General features: G+C 46.0%; 24 protein-coding genes. 11 read left to right on the forward strand and 13 right to left on the reverse strand.

Features of this window, described 5'->3' with window-relative positions; translation table 11 throughout:
• Positions 1-171 precede the first annotated feature (171 nt).
• Positions 172-936 carry a ferredoxin--NADP reductase gene (locus tag R8N28_RS04230; RefSeq protein WP_062730902.1) on the forward strand — a complete coding sequence of 255 codons (765 nt, stop codon included), beginning with the start codon at positions 172-174 and terminating at the stop codon, positions 934-936.
• Positions 937-1,116: 180 nt separating this feature from the next.
• A complete protein-coding gene (locus tag R8N28_RS04235) occupies positions 1,117-1,563 on the forward strand; it encodes an RDD family protein (protein ID WP_017634410.1) in 447 nt (148 codons plus the stop codon).
• Positions 1,564-1,622: 59 nt separating this feature from the next.
• Here R8N28_RS04235 and R8N28_RS04240 read toward each other — a convergent pair whose 3' ends face one another.
• The 10 genes from R8N28_RS04240 to R8N28_RS04285 all read right to left on the reverse strand — a co-directional run bounded on the left by R8N28_RS04240 (position 1,623) and on the right by R8N28_RS04285 (position 12,825).
• Entirely contained in the window at positions 1,623-2,294 is a 672-nt protein-coding gene (locus tag R8N28_RS04240) for a DUF2057 domain-containing protein (protein WP_017634411.1), read from the reverse strand.
• Between the two features lie 216 nt (positions 2,295-2,510).
• Entirely contained in the window at positions 2,511-3,659 is a 1,149-nt protein-coding gene (locus tag R8N28_RS04245; RefSeq protein ID WP_017634412.1) for an AI-2E family transporter, read from the reverse strand.
• The gene (locus R8N28_RS04250) at positions 3,652-4,338 is read right to left on the reverse strand and encodes a potassium channel family protein (RefSeq protein WP_017634413.1); all 687 of its coding nucleotides are present in this window, start codon (positions 4,336-4,338) and stop codon (positions 3,652-3,654) included. The genes R8N28_RS04245 and R8N28_RS04250 overlap by 8 nt, the downstream gene beginning before the upstream one ends.
• Before the next feature lie 16 nt (positions 4,339-4,354).
• Entirely contained in the window at positions 4,355-5,245 is an 891-nt protein-coding gene (locus R8N28_RS04255) for an HlyD family secretion protein (protein ID WP_065275501.1), read from the reverse strand.
• A 12-nt stretch (positions 5,246-5,257) separates the two neighbouring features.
• Positions 5,258-5,461: a DUF1656 domain-containing protein gene (locus R8N28_RS04260; RefSeq protein WP_005374946.1), complete on the reverse strand. Its 204-nt coding sequence runs from the start codon at positions 5,459-5,461 to the stop codon at positions 5,258-5,260.
• Positions 5,461-7,104: a TolC family protein gene (locus R8N28_RS04265; RefSeq protein WP_054574892.1), complete on the reverse strand. Its 1,644-nt coding sequence runs from the start codon at positions 7,102-7,104 to the stop codon at positions 5,461-5,463. The genes R8N28_RS04260 and R8N28_RS04265 overlap by 1 nt, the downstream gene beginning before the upstream one ends.
• A gap of 10 nt (positions 7,105-7,114) precedes the next feature.
• The gene (locus R8N28_RS04270; protein ID WP_065275500.1) at positions 7,115-9,292 is read right to left on the reverse strand and encodes an FUSC family protein; all 2,178 of its coding nucleotides are present in this window, start codon (positions 9,290-9,292) and stop codon (positions 7,115-7,117) included.
• A gap of 388 nt (positions 9,293-9,680) precedes the next feature.
• The gene (locus R8N28_RS04275; RefSeq protein ID WP_065275499.1) at positions 9,681-10,550 is read right to left on the reverse strand and encodes a DMT family transporter; all 870 of its coding nucleotides are present in this window, start codon (positions 10,548-10,550) and stop codon (positions 9,681-9,683) included.
• Positions 10,551-10,691: 141 nt separating this feature from the next.
• Positions 10,692-11,660, reverse strand: a complete 969-nt coding sequence (gene yidZ / locus R8N28_RS04280; protein WP_065275498.1) for an HTH-type transcriptional regulator YidZ — start codon at positions 11,658-11,660, stop codon at positions 10,692-10,694.
• Positions 11,635-12,825 (reverse strand): MFS transporter, encoded by a 1,191-nt coding sequence (locus tag R8N28_RS04285; RefSeq protein ID WP_054574896.1) that lies wholly within the window; start codon positions 12,823-12,825, stop codon positions 11,635-11,637. The genes yidZ and R8N28_RS04285 overlap by 26 nt, the downstream gene beginning before the upstream one ends.
• Before the next feature lie 132 nt (positions 12,826-12,957).
• Here R8N28_RS04285 and R8N28_RS04290 point away from each other — a divergent pair, with 132 nt between their 5' ends.
• Positions 12,958-13,428, forward strand: coding sequence for a GNAT family N-acetyltransferase (locus R8N28_RS04290; protein WP_065275497.1), 471 nt, complete (start codon positions 12,958-12,960; stop codon positions 13,426-13,428).
• 24 nt (positions 13,429-13,452) lie between these two features.
• Positions 13,453-13,911 carry a GNAT family N-acetyltransferase gene (locus R8N28_RS04295; RefSeq protein ID WP_005386911.1) on the forward strand — a complete coding sequence of 153 codons (459 nt, stop codon included), beginning with the start codon at positions 13,453-13,455 and terminating at the stop codon, positions 13,909-13,911.
• Between the two features lie 34 nt (positions 13,912-13,945).
• On the opposite strand, the gene R8N28_RS04300 is transcribed toward R8N28_RS04295, so the two are convergent.
• Entirely contained in the window at positions 13,946-14,458 is a 513-nt protein-coding gene (locus R8N28_RS04300; protein ID WP_005374970.1) for a DUF2799 domain-containing protein, read from the reverse strand.
• Between the two features lie 259 nt (positions 14,459-14,717).
• On the opposite strand from R8N28_RS04300, the gene R8N28_RS04305 reads away from it, so the two are divergent.
• The 5 genes from R8N28_RS04305 (at position 14,718) to R8N28_RS04325 (ending at position 18,832) form a co-directional block, all read left to right on the forward strand.
• Positions 14,718-15,428, forward strand: coding sequence for a response regulator (locus tag R8N28_RS04305; RefSeq protein WP_025768607.1), 711 nt, complete (start codon positions 14,718-14,720; stop codon positions 15,426-15,428).
• Positions 15,428-16,870 (forward strand): two-component system sensor histidine kinase CreC, encoded by a 1,443-nt coding sequence (gene creC, locus R8N28_RS04310; RefSeq protein ID WP_025768606.1) that lies wholly within the window; start codon positions 15,428-15,430, stop codon positions 16,868-16,870. The genes R8N28_RS04305 and creC overlap by 1 nt, the downstream gene beginning before the upstream one ends.
• Before the next feature lie 75 nt (positions 16,871-16,945).
• Positions 16,946-18,286 carry a cell envelope integrity protein CreD gene (gene creD, locus R8N28_RS04315; RefSeq protein ID WP_065275496.1) on the forward strand — a complete coding sequence of 447 codons (1,341 nt, stop codon included), beginning with the start codon at positions 16,946-16,948 and terminating at the stop codon, positions 18,284-18,286.
• Positions 18,273-18,701, forward strand: coding sequence for a DUF2809 domain-containing protein (locus R8N28_RS04320; protein WP_065275495.1), 429 nt, complete (start codon positions 18,273-18,275; stop codon positions 18,699-18,701). Before creD ends, R8N28_RS04320 begins: the two co-directional genes overlap by 14 nt.
• On the forward strand, positions 18,698-18,832 hold the full coding sequence (locus R8N28_RS04325) for a hypothetical protein (RefSeq protein ID WP_257739471.1): 135 nt from the start codon (positions 18,698-18,700) through the stop codon (positions 18,830-18,832). The genes R8N28_RS04320 and R8N28_RS04325 overlap by 4 nt, the downstream gene beginning before the upstream one ends.
• A 108-nt stretch (positions 18,833-18,940) precedes the next feature.
• On the opposite strand, the gene R8N28_RS04330 is transcribed toward R8N28_RS04325, so the two are convergent.
• Positions 18,941-19,615 carry a fructose-6-phosphate aldolase gene (locus R8N28_RS04330; RefSeq protein WP_065275635.1) on the reverse strand — a complete coding sequence of 225 codons (675 nt, stop codon included), beginning with the start codon at positions 19,613-19,615 and terminating at the stop codon, positions 18,941-18,943.
• Between the two features lie 258 nt (positions 19,616-19,873).
• Here R8N28_RS04330 and R8N28_RS04335 point away from each other — a divergent pair, with 258 nt between their 5' ends.
• Together R8N28_RS04335 and R8N28_RS04340 are read left to right on the forward strand one after the other, a co-directional pair.
• On the forward strand, positions 19,874-20,815 hold the full coding sequence (locus R8N28_RS04335; RefSeq protein WP_065275494.1) for a glycyl-radical enzyme activating protein: 942 nt from the start codon (positions 19,874-19,876) through the stop codon (positions 20,813-20,815).
• Positions 20,816-20,817: 2 nt separating this feature from the next.
• The gene (locus tag R8N28_RS04340; protein WP_065275493.1) at positions 20,818-23,241 is read left to right on the forward strand and encodes a formate C-acetyltransferase/glycerol dehydratase family glycyl radical enzyme; all 2,424 of its coding nucleotides are present in this window, start codon (positions 20,818-20,820) and stop codon (positions 23,239-23,241) included.
• An 84-nt stretch (positions 23,242-23,325) separates the two neighbouring features.
• Here R8N28_RS04340 and R8N28_RS04345 read toward each other — a convergent pair whose 3' ends face one another.
• On the reverse strand, positions 23,326-23,871 hold the full coding sequence (locus R8N28_RS04345) for a TetR/AcrR family transcriptional regulator (RefSeq protein ID WP_065275492.1): 546 nt from the start codon (positions 23,869-23,871) through the stop codon (positions 23,326-23,328).
• Between the last annotated feature and the right edge of the window lie 61 nt (positions 23,872-23,932).

Here is a 23,932-nt window from a genome sequence, read left to right on the forward strand (position 1 = left end):
GACGCGACTTATCACTTTGAGCATTTATTCTAGATGTAATCATTTAATATGTAATAAAATTGTTTTTAAAATGTGAAATGAAATGGTGGTTTGATTATGTAAACTAGAAACTTTACATAATCGAGTTGAAGGCGTAAGTTTAACTAAGAGTAACCAGATAGGAGGTGTCTCATGATTGAACTCAAAGGTTTCAACCTCGCAAGAGTTGAGAAACGCATTGATTGGACAGGTGAGCTGTTCAGTTTGAGAATATCTGGCGCGCCTCTTTCCTTTAAAGCTGGCCAATTCACCAAGCTTGCTTTGCTTGATGATGAAGGTAAGCCGATCAGCCGTGCTTACTCCGTGGTTAATGCGCCAAGCGAGCAATTCGATTGGTTGGAATTTCTAATAGTAGCCGACCCTCAAGGACAACTTTCTCCACGGCTCCAAAAGCTTAAATCTGGTGATAGTATTTATGTCGGTGCCACTGCACATGGCGATTTAACCCATGATTCTATTCCTAAACAGGCTCATGACCTGTGGCTGCTATCTACAGGTACGGGGATTGGACCGTTTTTATCGCTGCTGGATGATATAAACCTACCGCCTCACAATGAGCGCATTGTGCTGGTTCATGCCGTTCGTTTCGAAAAAGATCTGGTTTATAAATACCTAATTGAACAGCTTCAGCAACGATATGAAGGCAGATTAAAGTATATACCGATAGTCAGCAGGGAAGTGGTTGATGGTAAATTACAAGGCCGAATTCCTGAACTCATCGAATCGGGTTTACTGTCCAACGCCGCTGATGCGCCATTCTCAGCTCAGCGTAGCTTTGTCATGATGTGTGGGAATCCACAAATGATCAAAGATACCGTGCCCGTCTTACAAGAGCTAGGCTTGGAAAAGTATCGCCATCAAACAGGGGGAAATATCATTTACGAACGTTACTGGTAGCGTTTTGTTAAATTGATACGGTTATGCTCAAGATGTAATGATTACTTTTGAGATACGACCGCGATTTAGTATGTTCTTAGTTGAATATTATGTTGGCAATACCTAAACTGCGCTCACCATTGCGCGTCTGTACACCCAGTCATTCTCGCTTAACCAATTACATTGAGGTGACTGAAGTCCATGTATGCTTTTATCGCGAGCAAGCAACAGAGAATCATTGCTGGTTTTATCGACCTGCTCTTTGCGATGGTGGTCGTGTTAATCATCGCATTGAGTATTAACTCTTTTCTTAACGACTTTCAGCTCTCTTTAGCGGATAACCTCACGCTTGTTCGTGAAACTCAGGCGTTTTACTTGCTTTCTTTACCAACGGTTTTAATGATCAACTGGAATGCATTGAGTCATGGGCAAACCATTGGTATGCGCATGATTGGTATTAAAGTTGTAATGAAAAATGATAGTAAGGCAACGAAAGTTACAGCAGGGTTAAGGCTTGTTATTAGCTACTTGCTGGAGATGCTCATTCCGGGGATCCCGTTGGTAAATTTGGCATTGTTGTTCTTTCATCCGGAGCGACGTTTGTTGCATGACTTGATCGCCAATACTAAAGTTGTCCAAGTTTCCTAATTTTTGATCAAAAAAGCCACGTGAAGTGGCTTTTTTAATATCGATAAAGTTAACCAGATTTACTGTTGATTAACATATTTCTTAAAGCGAGCTTTGGTTTCTGCATCTGCTTTTTGGTACCAGAAGTGCAGCATCTCTTCAGCTGTCGAATCCGCTTTAACCGCAGTTGCTCTCACTTGCTTCATATCCGCAGGAACCTTTGCAGGAAGCGTGACTGGCTGCATGGTCGCTGCGCCAGCAAAAGCCACGGCTGCTGCACCGCCAGCCTGGTTGTAATCTTCGATTTCACGTACGTAATCACGACCGATTTGCATACCCGGTTTGAGCAGCTTGTCCTGGTCAACCGCGATTGCGTTGCCAGAATCATCAACCAGTTTCCAATCTAAGTCTTTGATCTTCTCTTCCGCATCACGTAGGTTGCGGTATTCTGGCATTTGTAGAGTGAGTTCGGCATTGGTCGCGTCAAATCGTGTAACGATAACATCGCTTTCAACACTTAAACGGTCATTACCTTGGTTGAAGTAAGGGGCGAAACGAAATACGACTTGGTTAAGGCCATCAGGTAACGTCAGTGTTCTCTCAGAGGCGAAAAAACCACCCGAAAGATCTGCTTTTTCACCGTTAGCCGCTAATACTGAAACGTTGTCAGGAACACTCACGGTTACATCTGCGAATGCCATGCCACTCATTGCGAGAGCAAGCGCACAAGTTAAAGGCTTGATCAATTTCATTGTTTTTATCCTAAGCAAATTAGTGGTCATCGAGAGTGCATCGTTCATTGCCCGATTGCAACTCCCAAGTGTAATAAGTATGAAAATTTAACAAGAACGTCATTTTTATCGCATTTATTACGACGAAACTGTGATCCAAATAGAATCAAACCGCTGAAATTCAGCGGTTTGATTCTATAAGTTATAGATTAAATTTATTTCTAACTTATTGATTTATTATATGCCTGCACCATGTCCAGGTTCTGATTGGTCATCAGAAGCGTCTTGTTGTTCTGCCATTTCTTCTTGCTGTTGTGCTTTCTCAATGCTCAACCACCAAACAAATAACTCATACCAAATTGCTAGGATAACGGCACCTAAGAACAGACCAACGATGCCGTAGAAAAGCATACCACCGATGGCACCGAGCAGAATCACAGGCATTGGCACGTCGACACCACGTCCCATCAACATTGGTTTGAACAGGTTTTCAGAAAGAGCCGCAACTACGACCCAAACAGTAAACATGGTTGCTGTTGAGGTGTCTTGGGTCATGTACATGAAGCCAATCACAGGTAGCACAGCGAGCAACGCCGGGAGCTGAGCGATACATAAGATCATTAGAAGCAGTGTGAGTAAACCTGCTGCCGGAACGCCAAATACGAAGAAACCAGCACCGATCAACAGTGCTTGAATCGCCGCTACACCGACTACGCCAAGCAGTACGCTTTTAATTGTCGCTGCGATAAGCGTGGTCCAGCTTTTTGCGTTTTCACCTGCGGTTCGAATCGCGATGGTTCTTAAGCCTGATGCCGCAGATTCAGAGTACGTCATGAAACCTGCTGCAATCGCAAGTGACAAGATTGAAAGCAGTAAACTTCCCAATACGCCCCCCAGTGTACCCAGTAAAGATGTGAGTCCTGCCTTTATTTGTGGCATAAAGGTTTGAATCGCTTGCTCAAGATTAGTAGCGAATAGGGTCCACACTTCGTAGAGCTTATCACCCACGATAGGCCAATCCGCTACGGAAGCTTTTGGCCCTGGTATTTTCACTTGTCCATTTTGTAGTACTTCAAGCGCGTGCGTTGCACCATCCACAATGGAGCCTGATACCATAACAAGTGGCGTGACAAGGAGGGCAATACCAAGTAAAGCAATGGTTGTGGCTGCCAGGCCTCTGCGACCACCATATACACGCTGCAATTTTTGGGTAAGCGGCATTAAAGCGACGGCTATAATAGCGCCCCAAATAACCGGAAGGATGAAGGGTTTGATGATGTCGTACGTAAACATCAGCAAGACAAAGATCAAGCCAATGCGTATTGCCGATTCCACCATATTACTGATGAAAAGCTTACTGTCGATTTTTACCGATTGTTTATCCATTTTTGTTTACCTGATGATCAATGTTAGAACTGACGAGACTTGAAACAACAATCGCCATATAAAAAACACCTGTGATGGCCTCTAAATACACCACGACTTGAGCCAATGGTGTTAGAGGACTAATGTCGCCATAACCGAGCGTGGTTAAGGTAACGAAACTGAAATACGCTGCATTGGAGAAGTTCTGCCCCCACGAAATTGCTTCCATACCGGTAAAGGCTTCAGGCGAAAACTCAAGCAGAATGAGGTAGGCAATCGCCCACATCAGACCAAGCAGCAAGAAAAGCGCTACCGAGCCAATGACTTTGTTGCTGTTGACATGGCCGGTGAAAAGAATCTGTCTTGCGATGGATTTAAAAGTGCCGAAAAAGAACGCAAAGGTGAGGGCAAGCATCACCACATTCATCTCTCTGATGTCGAAAACGGTCTTGATCACAATCACAAGAACCCAAACACCAAACAGGCTGTAGAGGAAACGAGACCAGGTTTTGTCAAAGCGAAGGCTCGCAAAACAGACGATAAACGTCAGAACCGTGAAAGCCTGAAGTATGTGTTCAATCGTCCCTTCACCTACGACTTGTGCCATCGCACTCCCTAGCAACAAAATCACTAGTGCTAAGGTTAGATAGAAGAAGTTGTTTTCTTCATTAATATTTTTGAGGTTTTTACCAATGACCATGGCTCTTCTCACTTAGTTATTGTTCACTTTCTGCGGATGACTCTTTCATCACCATGATGGACGCAGAAAGCCCGAATCGAAGATCAATATCTTCAGGAAGTTCTTGTAGGGAGATTCGCACCGGAATACGTTGTGCTAGGCGAATCCACTGAAAAACAGGGTTTACGTTTGGAAGAAGGTTGTAGCCGACCGTGCCGTCTTTGGGCGCAATACCCCAACCAATCGAGTCAACCGTCGCGTCAATTGGCGTGTCTGGGTGAGACATCAAAGTGACACGCGCTTGGCTGCCAGGTTCGATTTGCGCAAGTTGGTTTTCACGGAAGAAACCAAATACCCAAAAGCTGTTTTTGTCGATCAGTGCGAGCAGTGGTTGGTTTGCGACCGCTTGCGTACCGTTTCTAATATCGAGGTTAGATACAAAACCATCGACGGTCGCATAAACTTTGGTAAAGCTGAGGTTAAGGCGTGCTGATTTTAGTTGTTCTTCTGCAGATTTGATTTGCAGTAGCGATTCTTCGTAAGCGATTTCACGACGAATCAGATCCTTATGAGAAACTGCGCCACGGTCTTTGGCACGAATGTCTTTTAAGCGGTCATATTCGATTTTTTTACCGCGAGAGCTAACAATGGAGCGCTCCAGTGCTACTTCGGCTTGAGATAACGCAACCTGGTAAGTCGCAGGGTCGATTTCAAACAGTAAATCCCCCGTTTTTACTTCTTGGTTGTCTTGCACCGCGACATTTACAATTGGGCCTGATACGCGAGGAGCCACTTTGATGACGTTAGCACGCACTTGCCCATCTCGTGTCCATGGGTTATTAAAGTATTCCTCAAACTTTTGATAGCCGAGCCAAGCTGCGCCACCAAGAATGACAAGATTGAGTGCGATTACGAATAGTTTTTTCATCTTGTTTGGCACCTAAAATTGAATATAAAAGCTGTCGATGGCCACCACATAACCGACCATGATGGCAATAAACGTCAGAGACGGAAAAGCGATGAAGCGAGACAAACGTGTCTTGTTCAATATCATCACCGTTATCCACGTGGCCGTGACGGCGAGAAAGAGCACCAGTAACGTGGGAGAAAAGTAAACGTCTCCCCAAGAAAGTTCATGAGGCATTAGAGATCCTCCGTTTTGTTTTCATCACTGGTCTCAGCCGGAGTTTCGAGGCGCAAAGGCGGCAATACGCGGTTTTCTTCATTTAAATAACTTCCCCAGTCAGTGCGCTCTGTCATCTGCGTGGCAATCGATTCACTGATGAAAGGTTTGCCTGTTTGGGTTTGCCAGCCTCCCCCGAGGGCTTTGTAGAGCGCAACAACTTGGTTCGCCACGTTCCCTTTGATCGTTGCGTAGCTGTCTTCCGCACGGGTCATTTTTTCTACCGAGTTAAGCAGACGTTCGAATGAAATTTGTCCGTTTTCGTACTGTGTCATGGATATGTTGAACGCACGAATGGAAGAGTTGACCGATTGCAAGCGTAAATCTTTTTGCTGCAAATACAGGTCATACGCTTCGATTGCATTGGTGACTTCATTAACGGCTTGCAGTACCTTTTTGTTGTAGTTCGTCAGCGTTTCTTGGAAGCGAGCATCTTCGAAACGAATATTATTTTTCACGCGTCCGTATTGGAAAATATTCCAACTGAACGTTGGGCCAACCACCATGGTGAGCGAATCGCTAAAACTGAAACTGCTACCATCGGGAACCGTACTGTCGATACCGATGGAACCGAACAACGAAAAGCTTGGGTACAGAGCGGTTTCTGCCACGCCAATCTGCGCACTTTGCGCGCGAGCTTGCATCTCAGAGACTTGCAAATCCGGACGTCGCATCACTAAGTTAGCATCCACTTGCGTATCCAAAAGCGGTGGACGTGGCACAATGGAACGCTCGTCGGTGCCCGATAGCGCCGATTTTCTGCCCGTCGATTTGAACTGGGCTTCGTACTCAGCGATTTGCTTGTGCATCCCATCCGACTGTAGCAGTCGATCTACTTCTTCTGGTAACAGACCCAGTAGCAAAGCCAACACAGTACGTGATTGCTTCATTGCCACTTCGAGGCTCGGTAACGCTGCTTTGGTGGTGTAGAGTTGGTTTTTAGCTTGTTGAACGTCCAATTCTGTAACGTTGCCAGAGTCGAACTGCACCTGAGTAATACGTACGACACGCTCTTGAATCTCGATATTGCGGCGAGACAGCAAAATACGTTCTTGGAATGTGCGATAGTTGATGTAATTGCGCGCCACTTCGGCGGTTATGGTGACCATGATGTCGTGATACGATGCGATGGATGCGTAGTAACCCGCTTCTGCCGACTCAATACCGCGAGCATACTTGCCCCAAACATCCATTTCCCAAGCAGCATCAAACGACAAAGTGGCGTTATTCACGCCCTGATCATTTACGTAGGCACGCGCTAGGTTCCCTGACACGGTTTGAACTTGTGGGTATTGCAAGCCCGTCGAAATACCAAGCAATGAACGTGCTTGGACAATTCGTAGCCCTGCGGCTTCTAAATCGAGGTTTTGTTTGCTCGCCAACTCAACCAGCTGATTAAGAGTCGAGTCATTAAATTGCTGCCACCATTGTTGTAGCTGTTGCTCTGATTGCTGCGTATCTTTGGCTGCTTTTTGCACCGACCAGTCACTTGGCAGTGGCGCCTGCTTTGGATGAACATAATCTGGTCCTACCGTGGTACACGCACTGAGTCCGAGCAAAGAAAGTATGGCGAGGCTTGGTTTGGTTAGTTTTGGAAGCATCATATCCCCACCTTTAAAAACGCTTCTGTTGTAAGTTCACCCAATCGATATCCTCGTAGGTTTGCTTGCAATGCTTGATTGCTTCGAACACGTTCCGTTTTAAATTCAGCAAGATATAAAAACCGGCTATCTCTGAATAAGCGTAGTCAGATAAATCCAACTCACTAAAAAAATCTTCCAGTTTATCTTCGAATGTTTGGTAATCTTGACTGTATTGGTCGAATACGGAGTCGAGTTCTTGTGTTGCTTGATGGCTGGCTAAAGCGCCCGCCATCAAAGGAATGATGGAATCGCGGTGCTGTTGGCGAAGCTGAGTAATTAGTGGATTGGTCATCAACTTTTTCTCGGCGGCCATTAAGATGTTGATGTGATTACTGAGTACATCACACGCTTTGCTAAACGCGCCAATCGCTTCTGGCGTGGTTTTATCAAAGTGTTTGTGGTTGATTTTCGAACCCCAGACTTTGAGCTTTTTCGATGAGACATTGAGCGTCACCAAGTGCAAGGCCCGTTTGAGCGGCGTAATAACCGAGCTGGACTGCTGTTGATAGGTAGTGAACAGCTCTCGGGTATGTCGGAAGTAGCGTTCTTTTATGGTCAAAAAGAGGTGTTCTGGTCGTGAGCTAAACGGGAAGTAGTGCGCGAAAATAATCATGAACACCACCATGTAGAACAACAGCATGATCGTCATGAGGATCCCGAAGTGATAAAACATGTTGTTGTCTAAACCAAGAACAAACAAGCCAATCATATAGAAAATCGTCACTGGCCCGTTAAACAGATAAAAGCCGATAAAGGTGTAGATAAAGATGAACAGGCCAAGTTCTAACCCGAGATCCAATTGCGGAAGAATGAAGACGTAAGAAGGCACCGCGAACAAGAAGCCGAAAGTGAACAGCACAAGTAACAATATCGGGTGCACAGGCACGAACGACAGCAAAGACATAAACATGGTCGAGAAGACCACGAACGAGTAGCCGCCTGGTGGATTGAAATAAATCCAAATCAGTCCTGCAATCCAATAGGTAACAAAGGTTTTGACCGCAGTTTTAAAGTTTTCTGCGTCCCACCATAGAAACTTGCCTTTCGGTTTCGGCAGTGGCACGTCAAAGGAGACATTGTTCGTCACAGAGTCAATACAGCTAATGCTCTCCGCTAAACGCGACAAGTTTTGATGCATCAGTTCCAATAGGTGACCAAGCGTAAGCGCAGAGCCTTTCTCTAGGTGCGCTGCGTTTTCTAGCAACGCTTGGTTGTATTTGACTTTGAATTCCTGAGCACGATAAGCGGGTTCTTTTTCGTCCCAGACTTGTTGGCAGGTATCAAATAGCGCGTCAATTTCCGCCACGGCTTGATCAAAGTTGCTGATGCTTTCACGGTCTTGCTGGTGGCTAAAGTGGCTGTGCGCCGCGACGGTCAATTGTTGCGTTACCTGCTTGTTCAAATGAACTGCCAAGCGCCACTCTTTCATGTAGGCCGACACGTCACTGCATTCCACACTGACCGTGGCAAAACGCTGTTCGAGCGCATTTTGAGCGGCAAACATCTGTTCGATGAGAGTGTCCACGCTAGGAGGTTGTGGCTCTTCCGTTTCTGGATTTTCTTCTCCGCCTTCTTGAGGAGAGATTTGCCCTGCCGATTTTTGCTCGAAATTTTGCAAGATAGCGGTGAACAACGCGCGTTGTGCTTGGTTGAGTTGTTCGATGAGCTGTCTTAGGTTTTGTTCTGTTTTGGTCGGGAATAAGAAAGTCCCCACGAGTGTGTAAACCACCACCCCAAACACCGTCATATAGGCGCGGTCAACGCCATAAAGGAACGCACCTTCTGCGTCACCGCCATTGGACATCATCAACGTCATCACACCGGTCAGCATGAGTAGCGTAGGATCTTTTTGATAGGCATTACGGAAGTAAAAAATGAATGAGACCACAACCGACACGCTCAGCATGTACAACAAGCGGTCTTGAGCAAACAATCCCACCAGTAACAAGCCAACGACGGCGCCAACCAACGTACCAAACACGCGTAAGGTACCTTTGGCGAGTGATTCACGACGACTGCCTGTGGATGCAATCAGCATCACTGTGGTTGCGGCCGTCGATGCTTGCGGCCAACCCATGGCAAACGGGATCAGATAAGCCAGAGTCAGGCTAAGCGATACTTTAATAGCGAATTTTATTTTGTCGTTCATAGTGTCAAAGTTTGCTCAGGCTTATCGTTATAAGTTGATGAATTTCTTATATGAATAATCAGAATCTTGTTCTGAATAAATTCGGGGGGCGGAATATAGCGGGTGAAAAAGTGTGCTTTGTAAACCCTTTGTCAAAACAAAAAGTGCGTATTTGGCTTGATCTCGTGCTAGCCCTTGGCGTTATTGGCGAAACGCCTAAAACGAGCAAATTCGCGATCTGTGACGATTCTCATTTTTGAAACAAAATCGTTGCATTGTGTGAGCCAATTCTCACCTTATATTCTTCGCCTGGTACCAAAGCAGACCACTTGTACCATCTGCAATGAGCTTTACTGCTTTAAAAAGCATAGATGATGAATGGGTATTTGAGAGGGAAAGTTATTACTTTTTATCGGCTTGCCGATTGTTCGTTTGTTTTTTTGGATCGAGATAAAAAAACCAAAGCGATCCCACCAAGAATGATGCCGCTGGTTAAAAGAATATGCAGTGAAAGAGGCTCGTGGAGTACGATGCTGCCGAGTAGCAAAGCAATGGCTGGCACGGAAAGTTGGCTGACGGCGGCTTGAAGTAAAGAGAGCTTACGCACGACTTGGTACCAAAGTGTATAACCAAGGCCAGAGGCAATGGCACCAGATGCGATAGCGAGCAACATTCCGCTCAAAGAAAGTTGGATTGAGGACAAGATTAATGGCGAAAGGAGCACGCCAATTATTGATGCAGCGATGAATCCCCACGTGATGCCACTACTTGGAGAAGGCGCTTGTTTACCGAGCGCAGTAAACGCAGCCCAACAAACGCCAGAAATCAACATAAGAAGTGCAGAGCTAATATCGGGGCGAGTGGCAGATGGCAACATCAACCAAACAAATCCAACAATTGAAAGACCGATACCGATGATTTCGAGAAACTGAAAACGCTCACCTTGCAACCAATAGATCGCCAGTAATGTAAGTTGCACGGCACCAAACAAAAGCAAAGCACCGGTTCCTGTCGCCAGTTGTAAGTACGCGAAAGAGAAAAGGGCAGCGTAACCAAATAACGCCACGCCAGCAAAAAAGCGAAAGCGAGAAGTTGGCCGATCGGTTTTCCACTGACCTCTCACGACAAGCATTGCGATTAAGGTAATCGCGCCAGATATCAATCGAACGAGAGTGAAGCTTCCTGCATCAATTAACCCTTCGGCCAAGGCAAGTCGGCACAATAATGAATTGGCGGCGAACGCCAGCATTGCAATAGCAGTGAGTAAAAAGGTCGACATCCTTGGCCCTTAGCGTGTAAATGAACAGCTAGTGTAGATCCAAAAGAACATTTTTATTAGTTGATAAAGTGATTAGTTATAGCTATCAGAGCAAGAAAGTCATTAAAAATAACCGGAGAAAACCTGACCTTAGCCCAAGTGTTACTGTGGTTGGGAAGGTTGTTTGTACAATGACTTAATGGTGTTTTTCAACCATAGCAATTTTGGATTGTACGCATTTCGTTTATGCCAAATCATGGTAAATGGAATCAGTAACTTGTCTTGTTGAGCTTGGTCTAACGGAATTGGCAAGCACACCAAATCGAGATGCAGCTTTTCTGTGTAACTTTTGCAATAGTGCGGCGCGGTGGTGATCATGTCATGCGTCGGCTGCGCTGCCATAAAAAGAGATTGCTCAAAGTAGGACATCGTCAGCCCGATAGAGCGCTGTAGCCCTAGTTCCGTTAATACTTCATCCAACGCCCAAGTTTCACTTTTTTCCCAAACAATATTGATGTGTTGGTAGCTCAGAAAGGTCTCGAGATTCCACTCTTGCTGTAATGCCGGATGATCTTTATGTAAATACACCATCGGCAGGTCATAAAATAGAATCTCAAAATCCAAGAAATAAGGCAGAAGATCCAACGACTCTTTCGATCTAGGGTGACTTTCTCGGCCGGTAAAACCGATATCCGCCTCGCCCCGAATGATGGCGTCGAGTGAATCGTAATCCCAGTTACTGGTTTTTACTTTCGCTTCAGGGTATCGCTGGTGGATAGCGACGATGAGTCTGTCCAGCACTGTGAGCACTAATGGCGACTCAATCGTGATATCAAAACGCACTCCTTTAGGCGTAATATCGCTGCGTTTTTCTGCAATCTGGCTGCCAATTTGCAGCCATTCTGCAAGATCTTGCTCCATGCTTTGCGCCAAAGGCGTTGGCGCAAGACCTTTAGGTGTTTTGACAAACAAAGGATCATCGAACCAATGACGAAGTTTGTTGAGCGACTTACTTACGGTAGAGGGCGTAACGTTCAGCTTTTTCGAGGTTTTCGAGACGCTTTGCTCTTGCAACAATAATTGCAGAGTGAACAGTAAGTTTAAATCAAGTCGCGCTAGGGATTTCTTCATAATGGGTATCGTGAACAGGCTTTGGAATCAATAGTATTAGAGCAAGGCTGATTACGCTACCTAGCACTAAGATAAACACCAACATATTCAGTGCAGTAACGCCGATGAAACCCATAAACCAAATATAGAACGCGGAACTACAAACTTGAGCAATGCCCAGTAACGAGCTTGCCACGCCAGCTTGTTGAGAGAATGGGCTGAGCGCTTGGCTCATGGCCACGCCAAAGCCACAAGCGAAGCCTGCGCAAATCAGCCCAAGTCCGAACACATAGTAAAAAGGTTGTCCATCATGGAAATGGGCTGCACTGAGCACGATGGCTGAACAAACGAGCAATACTTGAGAGCTCATCATTAAGGTTCGCTGCTTGAAAATCCCCAATGCCAATGGCGCCGAGAACGAAATCAACATACTGATCGTCGCAGTCCCCGCCATGATGGAAGAATAGCCACCGCGATCAAAACCAAGCATACTCATCACAACAATTGGTGAAGCGTTAACAAAGGTCAGAATGGTGGTCACTCCAAGTGCAGTAATGATCAGCCTACTGATAAAAAATCGCTCGAAGAAAGTCTCTTGATGGCTCTCTGGCGCTGTCTGTTCTTCACCTTGTTGGCTGGGTAGTGATTCCTTGAGAACAAAAATGGCCAATACACTGACGAGAATGCCCATTCCTGCCATTGTGGTAAACAAACTCGGCCAAGGAAATTTCAGCATAATCAAGTGACCAATCACGGGTGCGATCACTGGAATGATACAGGTGATGCCATTGAGCATCGACAATACTTTCGCGCGGCGTTCATCGTCTAACGTGTCGCGTAAAATCGCGAATGCGACGACATAGCAAGATCCAGCCCCGATGCCTTGGCAAAAGCGAGCAATCAAGAAAGTGTTTGGTTGCTCAGCCATCCCGCCGAGAAAAGACGCGAGCACGAAGATCATCGCGCCGACGACGGCAACAGGCTTTCGTCCCACAGAGTCTGCAATTTTCCCCGCGAATAACATGGTGGTAGCCATGCCAGCTAAATAGATCGAAAACGCAATATGCAACTGAGATTCACTGGCGTTGAGATCTGACGCAATTTGAGGCAAACCAACAAGATACAAATCAATGGCAGTAGGGTAGAGTAAAACGAGTGCAAAACTACAAAGTAAAAAACGGGACATGGAAACCTCTCTATCGAATGGCGAGGATAATAGAGTGCTAAACGTTTGCCTGCGAGTGGGAAATACGACACTAGGTATTTCTATTTACGACATACCCTGTATGAATTGAGCATAAAAACAACAAGGAAGATTATGATTACTATTGAAAAGTATTCGCCTGAGCGACATGAACAAACTTGCGAACTTAGCGTGCTAGAAGAGCAATCGCAGTTTACGGTCGCGGATGTGGGTGAAATGCTTACGCGTCTTGAACCTACAGAACTTCCGCATCTGATTTTGACAGACGATGATGTGGTTGGCTTTTTTCTATTTGACGCAGCTTACAGTGAGAAATACGATTTTTGCCCGGAAAACAGTTTAGGCGTGCGGGCTTTGCTGGTGGATCTCCGTCATCAAGGCAAAGGCATCGCCAAGCAAGCCATTCAACAGTTTGCCGATTTCGCCAAACGCCATTATCCCGAGTTTGATGCGCTTTATCTCACTGTGAATTGCCGCAACATACCTGCTTATCAGTGCTATTTAAAATCAGGGTTTGAAGATACCAATGAGCTTTACCACGGCGGCCCAGTTGGACCGCAGCACATTATGAGACAGCCGCTTTAGCTATGAAAAACCAAGGATGGATATATGAGAATTGAAATCGACAATTTAGAACGGCCGCAAGTGATAGCGCTGTTGGAAGGACATTTACAGGACATGTACGCCACGTCACCACCAGAAAGCGTGCATGCGTTAGATTTAGATAAGCTCAAAGCGCCAGAAGTGACATTTTGGACAGGATGGAAAGGTGAGCAACTGCTTGGGTGTGCGGCGATTAAAGAGTTGGATGACCAACACGCGGAGCTGAAATCCATGCGCACCACGCCTACGGCAAGAAACCAAGGTGTGGCATCTCAATTATTGATTCATGTGATTGAGCAAGCGAAGCAAAAAGGTTTGCAGCGCTTGAGTTTAGAAACGGGCTCGATGGAGTTTTTTAAACCAGCGCGCCTGTTGTATGAAAAGCATGGCTTTGTGTACTGCGAGCCGTTCGGGGATTACGAACTCGATCCGAACAGTCAATTCATGACCCTAGAACTGAGCTAGGGCCATGAATTTTTAGAAGCTAAATCCAATCGATTTAGAAATTCAGATTCAAGTTGATGGTTGGCGACAAGAGGCTTGAACGCTCGTCAGCCAATCGCTTTCTCTTCTCTTTCAGTCTCTTGGCATTATCTTTGTCTGGATTGCCATCAAGCTGATTATCGATGACCGAGATTTCAGTATCGATTTGTTGGATGCGTTGCTGGCGTTGATATTCTTGATGACCTAACTGGTAGTTCTCAATAAACTCTTTGCTGCTGCATACACCGTAATATTCTTTGCCTTCGATACCGACAGTGTACCCATTGTCTGGTGAGCAATATTGGATAGTGCCTTTATCAAAGCCTTCTTTCCATTTCGCTCGGTCGGGTGTCACACCCGCTTCACCACAGTCTTCGGTATAGCTATTGATAATGTTTGGATCGTTGCCATCTCGGCCATCTTGATAACCTACGTTGTACCAGTTTGCCGTTTTGCACTCATCCGGAGACATGCTGGCGCAACCTGAGAGCAAAGTCAGTAAAGCCAGGGGGATTAGCGCTCTTTTCATCAGTGACTGTCCTTTAAATAAAATCGAATTGATAACTTGAGTTTAAAATGAACACTGTTCATATCAATGGTTGAAATCATTGTATTCACAATTGTGGTGACTCATTAATCTAAGTGATAAATTTATTATGCTGAATAGAAGTGTGTTTGATTAGTATTATCCATGAACTGCGCCTTTGCTGCATCAATCCACTAGCCTTGGCCCCAAATTAAGTGATAATACCAACATAAAGATAAACACCGTCAATGAGGCTAAGACATTGAGCGAACAACCCACCGTCCTTATTATCGAGGATGAATCTGCTATCGCAGAGAACCTGATTCATGTATTAGAGATGGATGGCTACCACGCAGAGTGGTTTGCAACAGCAGGAGAGGGCTTAGCTTTTTTGCAGCACAACTCCGCAGCGTTACTTGTCTTAGACGTAGGCTTACCGGATGGCAATGGTTTTGAATTATGCAAAACCATCCGTGAGTTTTCTGATATTCCCATTATCTTTCTCACAGCAAGAAGCGATGAAATTGACCGCGTCGTGGGCTTGGAGATTGGCGCGGATGATTACGTGACTAAGCCATTTAGCCCGCGCGAAATGCTGGCGCGCATTAAACTTCGAATCAAAGCTAAAGCGCCAATGATAGAGCACAAACCAGAGCCTGTAGCTGTTCCAGAACAGCCTCAATTGAACCAAGGTTTGGTTGCGCAAAACTTCGATTATGGTGTTGGCGGGCAAATGCTTGGGTTAACGGCGGTCGAATTTAAGATTCTCGATAAACTGATTTCCGTCTCTTCCAATGTATTGAGCCGAGAGCAGCTCATGGTCGCGGCAGACATGGCGCCAGAGGCTGCATACGAGCGCAATATCGATACCCACATCAAAGCCATTCGCCATAAGTTGAAGCCGTTTGAGATGTCTGAACGCATCTGTACCAAGCGTGGCTTTGGTTACTTTTACTGCATTAAAGGTGAATGATGAACCGCTGGCCGAAGATCCCTCTTGGACTCAGACTGTTTTTTCTCTACTTCATCTTAGTCGGAATGACGGCTTACATGGTGAGCAAAACGGTTGTCCAAGAACTTAAGCCAACCGTGCGTCAAACCACCGAAGAGACGCTGGTGGATATGGCGAACTTGCTTGCGGTATTGGCGGAAGAAGACGTTGCAAACGGAAAGTTGTCTGAGAGTCGCTTCTCCAAACTATTAACGGCTTATGGGCAGCGAGAACCTCAAGCGCGCATTTGGGAAATCGGTAAAAAAGCGATTAACCATCGAATTTACATCACCGATAAACAAGGGATTGTGATTGCGGATTCTTGGCAGCAAGACGTAGGCAAAGACTACTCGCAATGGAACGATGTTTATCTCACGTTGCGTGGTCAATACGGCGCGCGCAGTACCATCGAAGACCCGAAAGATCCGCTTTCAACCGTCATGCACGTTGCTGCGCCCATCTACCACAAAGGCGAAATCATTGGCAGCGTGACGGTGGCAAAATCCAATCGCTCAGTACAACCCTTCATCGATCTTTCTAAACGCAATGTGCTGTTTTGGATGGTATGGATGAGTGGTTTAGTGCTATTGGCAGGGGCATTGTTTGCTTGGCGAATTCACTCGGCATTGAACAAGCTAGAAGACTACGCGACCAAAATGGGTGAGGGCAAAAAGGTCTCTAAGCCGACATTTCGTATCTTTTATGAGTACGGCACGCTAAGTGATGCATTAGAGAAAATGCGCAATCAGCTCGATGGTAAGCAGTATGTGGAAGAGTACGTACAGACGCTGACTCATGAGCTGAAAAGCCCGTTATCAGCGATTAAAGGCGCGAGTGAAATATTGCAAATGCCGTTGCCTGAAGAAAAGGTCACGCGCTTTGCTGGCAACATTGAGCGAGAAAGCGACCGCATGCAGTCATTGATTGATAAGTTGCTCGAACTGGCTCGTCTTGAAAAGCGCCCCGAGTTAGAACAAGTCGAAGCTATCTCGCTAGAACAAATGGTCAATGAAGTGGTTGAGTCGGCGGATGCGCGTTTGAGTGCTAAGTCGGTCACTGCCAAAATCCAAATTGATGACCATCTCTCCGTACTTGGTGATGCCTTCTTACTGAAACAAGCCGTTTTTAACCTGATGGACAATGCGCTGGATTTTGTTCATTCAGAGGGATGCATTGAATGGAAAACTGAGGTCACGAAAGAAAAGGTGTGCCTGTCGATTTTCAATTCAGGTCCTCACATTCCCGACTATGCATTGCCTCGTTTAACCGAGCGCTTCTACTCCCTCGCTCGGGAAAATGGTGTTAAGAGCACTGGGCTCGGGCTGAATTTTGTTGAGCAAGTGATCAAGCTGCACAAAGGTCAGTTGCAAGTCGAAAACGTCGATGCTGGCGTGAAAGTGACCCTGATTTTACCAACTCCATAGAAACTCCACATTAGCTCCATTCGTTCTCCAAATTGCTGATTTAGATTACTTCCATCAGCAAATGGAGAATGAAACATGAAAAAGATCCTCAATAACCAACTCGGCACGAAGTTCGCCTTCGTGCTGTTTTTGTTTGTCTTACTGCAAATCCCGCTTTCAATGGTCACAGGACTGATCTCAGAACGCTCATATCGCCAAGATGAAGTCAGAAACGACATCGCACGCAGCAGCAGCGGCGAACAGCGCATCATTGGTCCATTCATCATGGTTAACTACACCGAAACCAGTTACCGAGATGACAAAGTACAGATTAAAGAGCGTCGTAAATTTCTTTTACCTAGCACTTTTGATATGAGCGCGAATCTGGACAGTTTTGAAAAGTACCGAGGCATTTACCGCGCGCGTTTATACAAAGCACAAGTGGCACTGAAAGGCGCTTTTGATGCAGACGATCTCGCGGCGTTGCAGGGGCTTGATATTGAAAACATGAGCCTAGTGGTTGGCATTGAAGACAGCCGTGGATTGATTCGTTTGGATGACATGACCATGGCGAGTGCTGACATCGAAGTCGCACCGGGAACGGGGTTAAATCAGTTGCCACAAGGCTTCCACAGTGATCTGACACTTGCAGACGTAAACGCAGAACAACCTTTGGCATTCGATCTTAACTTCTTGCTGCAAGGGATGGGTCAGCTTCAAGTCACACCAATCGGCAGTCAAACAACGGTTGAACTCTCTTCAACTTGGGCACATCCAAGCTTTATTGGTGATTACTTACCGGTGTCGTCAGAGGTATCTGAAGATGGATTTAACGCGCAATGGGCGAGCAACAACTTCTCAACCAATATCGCGCAGCTGTTCCAAAGCTGTTTGTCATCGAATCACGCTTGTCACGAGCTTGAACAGCGACAAATGGGCGTAGATTTGATTGACCCTGTTGATCACTATTTGAAGTCTCACCGAGCTGTGAACTATTCACTGTTGGTTATCACATTAGTGTTTGCGAGTTTTTTCTTACTGGAGCTGTTCCAAGCGCGTCCGGTTCACCCAGTGCAATACGGCTTTATTGGTCTGGCTTTAGCACTTTTCTATCTGTTGCTGATTTCGATGAGTGAACACCTCGGCTTTAACTGGGCATATGTGGTGTCGGCAGTTGCATCGACCTGGCTTTTAAGTGTGTACGTGAGCGGTATGTTGAGCAACACCAAACACGGCGCGATATTTGGAGCGTGTTTGCTCACTCTCTACGGATTACTGTTTGGCTTGCTACAAGCAGAAAGCTACGCATTGGTCATGGGGACATTACTGTGTTTCGCGATTTTGAGCTTCACTATGGTCATTACACGAAACATCGACTGGTACGCACGAAATAAGAAAGCGGAAGAAAGTGCAAAGGCGAATCATGAAGATGTTTAAACGAGCAATTCTCACTGAGCAGCCAAGCGATATGGTGGAAGAAACGTGTGCTATCCACCTGCGATTATCTGCAAAAAATGGACTGAAAAGCTTGGTGTGTTTTATCGCATTGGTCGTTATTGCGCTCTATGTTCGAGACAGCTTTATTCGTCCGACATTTGGTGATGTTCTGGTTGTGGTTTGGCTCTACTACTTTCTTGCAAGCTTGTTCTCCATGCCCGTTAACTGGATGGTTTCACTGGTGGTGTTGATTGCGTTTGCCGTCGAGTTGGGGCAATTGCTTCAGGTCGCAGCTTGGCTTGGTATCGAATCTTCATCGCCTCTGGCTGTAATTTTGGGCGCCACATTTGATTGGAAAGATCTGCTGGCTTACTGCATCGGAGGTCTACTGTGTTGGTGGATGGAAAAGAAATGAAAACCGAGATGAAAGCCATTGTGCTACCAAACCGACTACGCCATTCCAAACGAGGTATTCGTAAGAGGGTCAAAATCAGTTTACTCAAGCGCGTGTACCTTTGGTCACTGACCAATAGAGAACTTCTGTAAACCTCGCCTCTTTATATGAAATACAAAAAGGGAATCTTAACTCACCGGCGCACAGGGTGAGTTAAGATTCCCTTATTATTGACTAAGATATTGAGTTCTTACTTTTAATTAGCTTTCAAATGAAAGTTTCTCGCCGAACGTCTCTTTCCAGTCTTTATCGAACTGTTCAACCGCAGGTTTTACTGCTGGGTGAGCGAACATTTGCGCTGCCACATCGGTTGGCAATGTAATGGCTTCGATGCCCAGTTTCATCACCTCCATCGCTTGTTGAGTGTTCTTGAAGCTGGCTGCCAAAATCTTCGCTGGTAGTTGGTTTTGATCGAGCAACAATTGAAGATCCGCAACCACTTCAACACCGTTGCCGTTCATCGCATCAATGCGGTTTACGTAAGGTGCTAGGTAGTCTGCACCGCACAGTGCTGCAAGGAACCCTTGTTGAGCTGAATAGATAGCAGTAGCAAGAATCTGAATTCCCTCTTTTTTCATTAGCTTAATTGCTGCTAAGCCGGTTTCTGTTGCTGGCACTTTTACCACCATATCGTAAGGCAATTCATTCAGTTGGCGTGCTTCTGCCACCATGCCTTCGACGGTTGAACTCACGACTTGAGCGTGAAAGCGAGGTGTACCGCCAAGTGCTTCTTGCATGTCTGCTAGGGTTTCATTCAGTCCCTGCTTTGACTTCGCCAAAATGCTTGGGTTTGTCGTCACGCCTTTTAGCGGTAGGCACTGGTTAAAGCGTTTTACTTCTGCCACATCAGCAGTATCTAAATAAAGTTCAATCATGGTTTCTACCTTAAACAAAATCTTCGTTTTGATGATGGGATCACTATAGATCTGACAATCGAACGAGATCTTGATTTTGATCAATTGAAATTTCATTTGAAACTATAATAATTTCATTAAATGAAAGTTAAGTGAAACTTGTAAACGCTCAAATGAAGCTTTCAGTTCGAACAAAGAAAAGCTGTTCATAAGACTTAACCAGCAAGAAAGAAACGGATTAAGTACACAGCGGTAGCACAGACCAAGAGGCAAGCAGAGATGTATTTCAATATTCAACGATTCTCTACCCATGATGGCGATGGCATTCGTTCCATTCTTTTTCTTAAAGGATGCAGCTTGTCTTGCCCTTGGTGTCAAAACCCAGAAAGCCGCAGCGAAAAGCATTCACTGCTTTTTGATCAACGAAGCTGTATGGAAGGTTGCCAGCTGTGCGTTTCTGCTTATCAAGCCACAACTCAACCCACAGCGGGTAGCGAAACGGTGGGTGATGGTATTCAACGTATCGACAAACAAATCATCATCAATCGCAAAGCAATCAAAGAAGACCAACTGATCGCGCTGCGAAACGTCTGTCCTACGCAAGCACTGACCGTCTGCGGTGACGAAGCAAAATCAGACATGCTGTTCGACACCTTAATGAAAGACAAACCTTTCTATGACCAAAGCCAAGGTGGCGTGACCTTCTCCGGTGGTGAGCCACTAATGCAAGCGGATTTGGTGGCAGAACTCGCACAGCGTCTGCATGACAACCAAGTCTCGACTGCGATTGAATCGTGCATGCATGTGCCGTGGAAGAACGTTGAAAAAGCCGCGCCGCATATTGATTGCTGGTTGGCGGATTTAAAACACACTGATGAAGAAAAGTTTCTTAGCTGGGCGAAAGGTTCACTAAAACGCATCAAAGACAATTTCCGAAAACTGGCACCAATCGCGAAACGCATTGTGATTCGCGTTCCCGTGGTGCCGGGGTTCAATGACACCATCGAAGAATTGAAAGACATCATCGATTTTGCGGCTTCACTAGAAAGCTGCCAAGAACTTCACTTGCTGCCGTACCACACACTCGGCATCAATAAATACCGTTTGCTCGATATGCCTTACGAGTGTTCTGACAAGCCATTAAACAAACCAGAACTGCTAGAAAGCGCCATGCAATACGCAAGCGAAAACACCCAACTTAACGTGATTGTAAGAGGTTAACTATGGACCTGAATTACCTTCCTGAGCGTATCAAAGCGCACAAATCGGCACTGGTAAATATCGTAACGCCACCTGTCTGTACCGAGCGTGCAGAGGCATACACTCGTGCTTATCAAGCGAACGAAGACAAACCTGTAATTGTCCAACGTGCGCTAGCACTGCAAGAGCACTTACGCACTCGTACGATTTGGATTAAGCACGATGAGTTAATCGTCGGTAACCAAGCGAGCAAAGTGCGCGCTGCGCCTATTTTCCCAGAATACACTGTACGTTGGATTGAAGCGGAAATTGATGAGCTAGCCGACCGTCCTGGTGCAGGCTTTGCTGTTACTGAAGAAGATAAGCAAAGCATCCACAGCATCACACCGTATTGGCGTGGTAAAACCGTTCAAGACCGTTGTTATGGCTTGTTTACTGATGAGCAGCAAGAGATCTTAGCTAGCACCATCATTAAAGCCGAAGGCAACATGACTTCGGGTGACGCGCACCTTGCGGTGGATAACGAAAAAATCTTGAAGCTAGGCATGAACGGCTTGCTAGAGGATGTTCGTCAGCACCGTGCTAACAATGATGTTTCGACCTTTGAAGGCTTGAAGAAAGAGCAGTTCTACAAATCAGTCGAAATCGTGCTGCTTGCGATTCAAGATCACATGCTGAGCTACGCTGAATTGGCGGCAAAAATGGCGCTAGAAGAGACGCGTCCGCTACGCAAAGCTGAGTTAGAAAGCATTGCGGCAAACTGTCGTCATGTAGCAAGCCACGCACCAGAAAACTTCTGGCAAGCACTGCAATTGAGCTACTTCGTTCAGTTGATGTTACAAATCGAATCGAACGGTCACTCGGTTTCTTTCGGTCGTATGGACCAGTTCCTAAACGAATTTTATGTTCGCGATATCGAAAACGGCGCGATTGAAAAAGACTTTGCACTAGAGCTTTTACAAAGCTGCTGGTTGAAGCTGCTTGAAGTAAACAAGATTCGCTCTGGCGCGCACTCAAAAGCCTCCGCAGGTTCTCCGCTGTATCAAAACGTGTGTATCGGCGGTCAGAAGTTGAATGAAAAGGGTGAGCCTGAAGACGCAGTGAATCCCCTTTCTTGGGCGATTCTGGAATCTTGTGGCCAGTTACGTTCGACGCAACCTAACTTGAGTGTGCGCTACCACGAAGGTTTGAACCAAGAGTTCTTAATGGGTTGTATCGAAGTGATTAAATGCGGCTTCGGTATGCCTGCGTTCAACAACGATGAAATTGTCATCCCTGAATTCATCAAGCTTGGTGTAGAGAAAGAAGACGCTTACAACTACGCCTCTATCGGCTGTATCGAGACGGCGGTTCCGGGCAAATGGGGTTACCGTTGTACGGGCATGAGCTTCATTAACTTCGCTCGTATCCTGCTCGCTTCATTGAACGAAGGTGTGGATGCAACAACGGGTAAAGCCTTCTTGCCGCACGATAAGTCATTAGCAAAAGGTAACTTTGAGAACTTTGAGCAAGTGACGGCTTCTTGGGCAGAGCAAATCCGCTACTACATCCGTAAATCGATTGAGATTGATACGGTAGTTGACAGTGTGCTTGAACAGCAGGCACAAGACATCTTCTGTTCAACGCTGGTGGATGACTGTTTGGCTCGCGGTAAAACCGTGAAAGAAGGTGGCGCGAAATACGATTGGGTATCTGGCTTGCAAGTCGGTATCGCGAACTTGGGTAACAGCCTAGCCGCCATCAAGCACCTTGTTTTCGATGACGCGCAGATTACTCAGCCTGAGCTAGCAAAAGCATTGGCAGAAGATTTCGATGGCATGGAGAACGAACAGCTTCGCCAACGTCTTATCAACTTTGCACCAAAATACGGTAACGATGATGACGCGGTAGACCAACTCCTGGCAGACGCGTACCAAGTGTATATTGATGAGCTAGAGCAGTTCGTTAATACGCGTCATGGGCGTGGTCCAATTGGCGGCGGTTACTACGCAGGTACATCAAGTATCTCGGCAAACGTCCCATTCGGTGCTTCAACCATGGCAACGCCAGATGGTCGTAAAGCGAAAACGCCATTAGCAGAAGGTGCAAGCCCGTCGTCTGGCTCAGACCGTTTAGGTCCAACGGCTGTGTACAATTCGGTCGGTAAGATCCAAGCAAATAAGATCCTTGGTGGCGTACTGCTTAATCAGAAGTTAAGCCCGGCAGCGGTTGAGTCTGAAGGGGATAAACTCAAGCTTTCTATGTTGATTCGTACCTTCTTCAACCACCACAAAGGTTGGCACGTGCAGTACAACATCGTCTCTCGCGAGACCTTGTTAGCCGCGAAGAAGAACCCAGAGCAATATCGTGATCTCGTTGTGCGAGTTGCAGGCTACTCAGCTTTCTTCACCGCGTTATCACCAGATGCGCAAGACGACATCATCGCACGTACTGAGCACGAGCTGTAAGTACACTCACTAACTAAAACGAAAGGCACCGATTGGTGCCTTTGGTTTGAATACTTAATCCGCAAATGACTATACCTGAACGCATTAAAGCTTGTGCAAAATGGTCACGCATTTCTTCGTGATGTTGTCGTACTCTTTCGTCATGTAAGCGGTAGTGATCGCGCCCTCTTTCATGATGCAAATGGCATCGAGTAATGAAGCGTTTTCTGATTTGAGATAGCGTTGAATAAGCTCTCTGACTTGCTGTTTATGGTAGCGGCAATACGTTGCGATCTCGCCACTGTCGTCACTGAATTCCGCGGACGTATTGATGAAAAAGCAACCGCGAAACTCGCCCAACTTTTCTTCAGAGCCATGAAACCAGCCGTTGAGTGCTGTAAATAACTGATCGATCACCTCCGCGCACGTTTGTGCTGAAGAAAGCTTTTCCTCCAACCATTCCATAAATACTTGGTGGCGTTGTTCTAATGCGGCGATGATAAGCGCTTCTTTGCTCTCAAAATGGTTATATAGCGTGCGTTTAGCCACGCCGGAAACATTGAGGACTTCATTGATGCCAATAGAGTTGATGCCTTGTTTATAAAACAGTGACAAAGCTGTGTCGATCAATAACTGTTTCTTTTTGTTCATAACTATGTCCTCAAAAAGTTCCATAAACACATATTGACAAAGGTAGACAGGTTTGTCTATT

Source organism: Vibrio sp. Vb1554 (assembly GCF_033344235.1).

Coding starts and splice junctions, on each gene's coding strand:
- R8N28_RS04250 (WP_017634413.1), bottom strand. CDS start 4,338: ATGGTCATTGGTAAAAACCTCAAAAATATTAATGAAGAAAACAACTTC.
- R8N28_RS04345 (WP_065275492.1), bottom strand. CDS start 23,871: ATGAACAAAAAGAAACAGTTATTGATCGACACAGCTTTGTCACTGTTT.
- R8N28_RS04245 (WP_017634412.1), bottom strand. CDS start 3,659: ATGGATAAACAATCGGTAAAAATCGACAGTAAGCTTTTCATCAGTAAT.
- creD (WP_065275496.1), top strand. CDS start 16,946: ATGAAAAAGATCCTCAATAACCAACTCGGCACGAAGTTCGCCTTCGTG.
- R8N28_RS04240 (WP_017634411.1), bottom strand. CDS start 2,294: ATGAAATTGATCAAGCCTTTAACTTGTGCGCTTGCTCTCGCAATGAGT.
- R8N28_RS04330 (WP_065275635.1), bottom strand. CDS start 19,615: ATGATTGAACTTTATTTAGATACTGCTGATGTGGCAGAAGTAAAACGC.
- R8N28_RS04340 (WP_065275493.1), top strand. CDS start 20,818: ATGGACCTGAATTACCTTCCTGAGCGTATCAAAGCGCACAAATCGGCA.
- R8N28_RS04295 (WP_005386911.1), top strand. CDS start 13,453: ATGAGAATTGAAATCGACAATTTAGAACGGCCGCAAGTGATAGCGCTG.
- R8N28_RS04270 (WP_065275500.1), bottom strand. CDS start 9,292: ATGAACGACAAAATAAAATTCGCTATTAAAGTATCGCTTAGCCTGACT.
- R8N28_RS04325 (WP_257739471.1), top strand. CDS start 18,698: ATGAAAACCGAGATGAAAGCCATTGTGCTACCAAACCGACTACGCCAT.
- R8N28_RS04285 (WP_054574896.1), bottom strand. CDS start 12,825: ATGTCCCGTTTTTTACTTTGTAGTTTTGCACTCGTTTTACTCTACCCT.
- R8N28_RS04335 (WP_065275494.1), top strand. CDS start 19,874: ATGTATTTCAATATTCAACGATTCTCTACCCATGATGGCGATGGCATT.
- R8N28_RS04300 (WP_005374970.1), bottom strand. CDS start 14,458: ATGAAAAGAGCGCTAATCCCCCTGGCTTTACTGACTTTGCTCTCAGGT.
- R8N28_RS04290 (WP_065275497.1), top strand. CDS start 12,958: ATGATTACTATTGAAAAGTATTCGCCTGAGCGACATGAACAAACTTGC.
- R8N28_RS04260 (WP_005374946.1), bottom strand. CDS start 5,461: ATGCCTCATGAACTTTCTTGGGGAGACGTTTACTTTTCTCCCACGTTA.
- creC (WP_025768606.1), top strand. CDS start 15,428: ATGAACCGCTGGCCGAAGATCCCTCTTGGACTCAGACTGTTTTTTCTC.
- R8N28_RS04275 (WP_065275499.1), bottom strand. CDS start 10,550: ATGTCGACCTTTTTACTCACTGCTATTGCAATGCTGGCGTTCGCCGCC.
- R8N28_RS04255 (WP_065275501.1), bottom strand. CDS start 5,245: ATGAAAAAACTATTCGTAATCGCACTCAATCTTGTCATTCTTGGTGGC.
- R8N28_RS04265 (WP_054574892.1), bottom strand. CDS start 7,104: ATGATGCTTCCAAAACTAACCAAACCAAGCCTCGCCATACTTTCTTTG.
- R8N28_RS04230 (WP_062730902.1), top strand. CDS start 172: ATGATTGAACTCAAAGGTTTCAACCTCGCAAGAGTTGAGAAACGCATT.
- yidZ (WP_065275498.1), bottom strand. CDS start 11,660: ATGAAGAAATCCCTAGCGCGACTTGATTTAAACTTACTGTTCACTCTG.
- R8N28_RS04235 (WP_017634410.1), top strand. CDS start 1,117: ATGTATGCTTTTATCGCGAGCAAGCAACAGAGAATCATTGCTGGTTTT.
- R8N28_RS04320 (WP_065275495.1), top strand. CDS start 18,273: ATGAAGATGTTTAAACGAGCAATTCTCACTGAGCAGCCAAGCGATATG.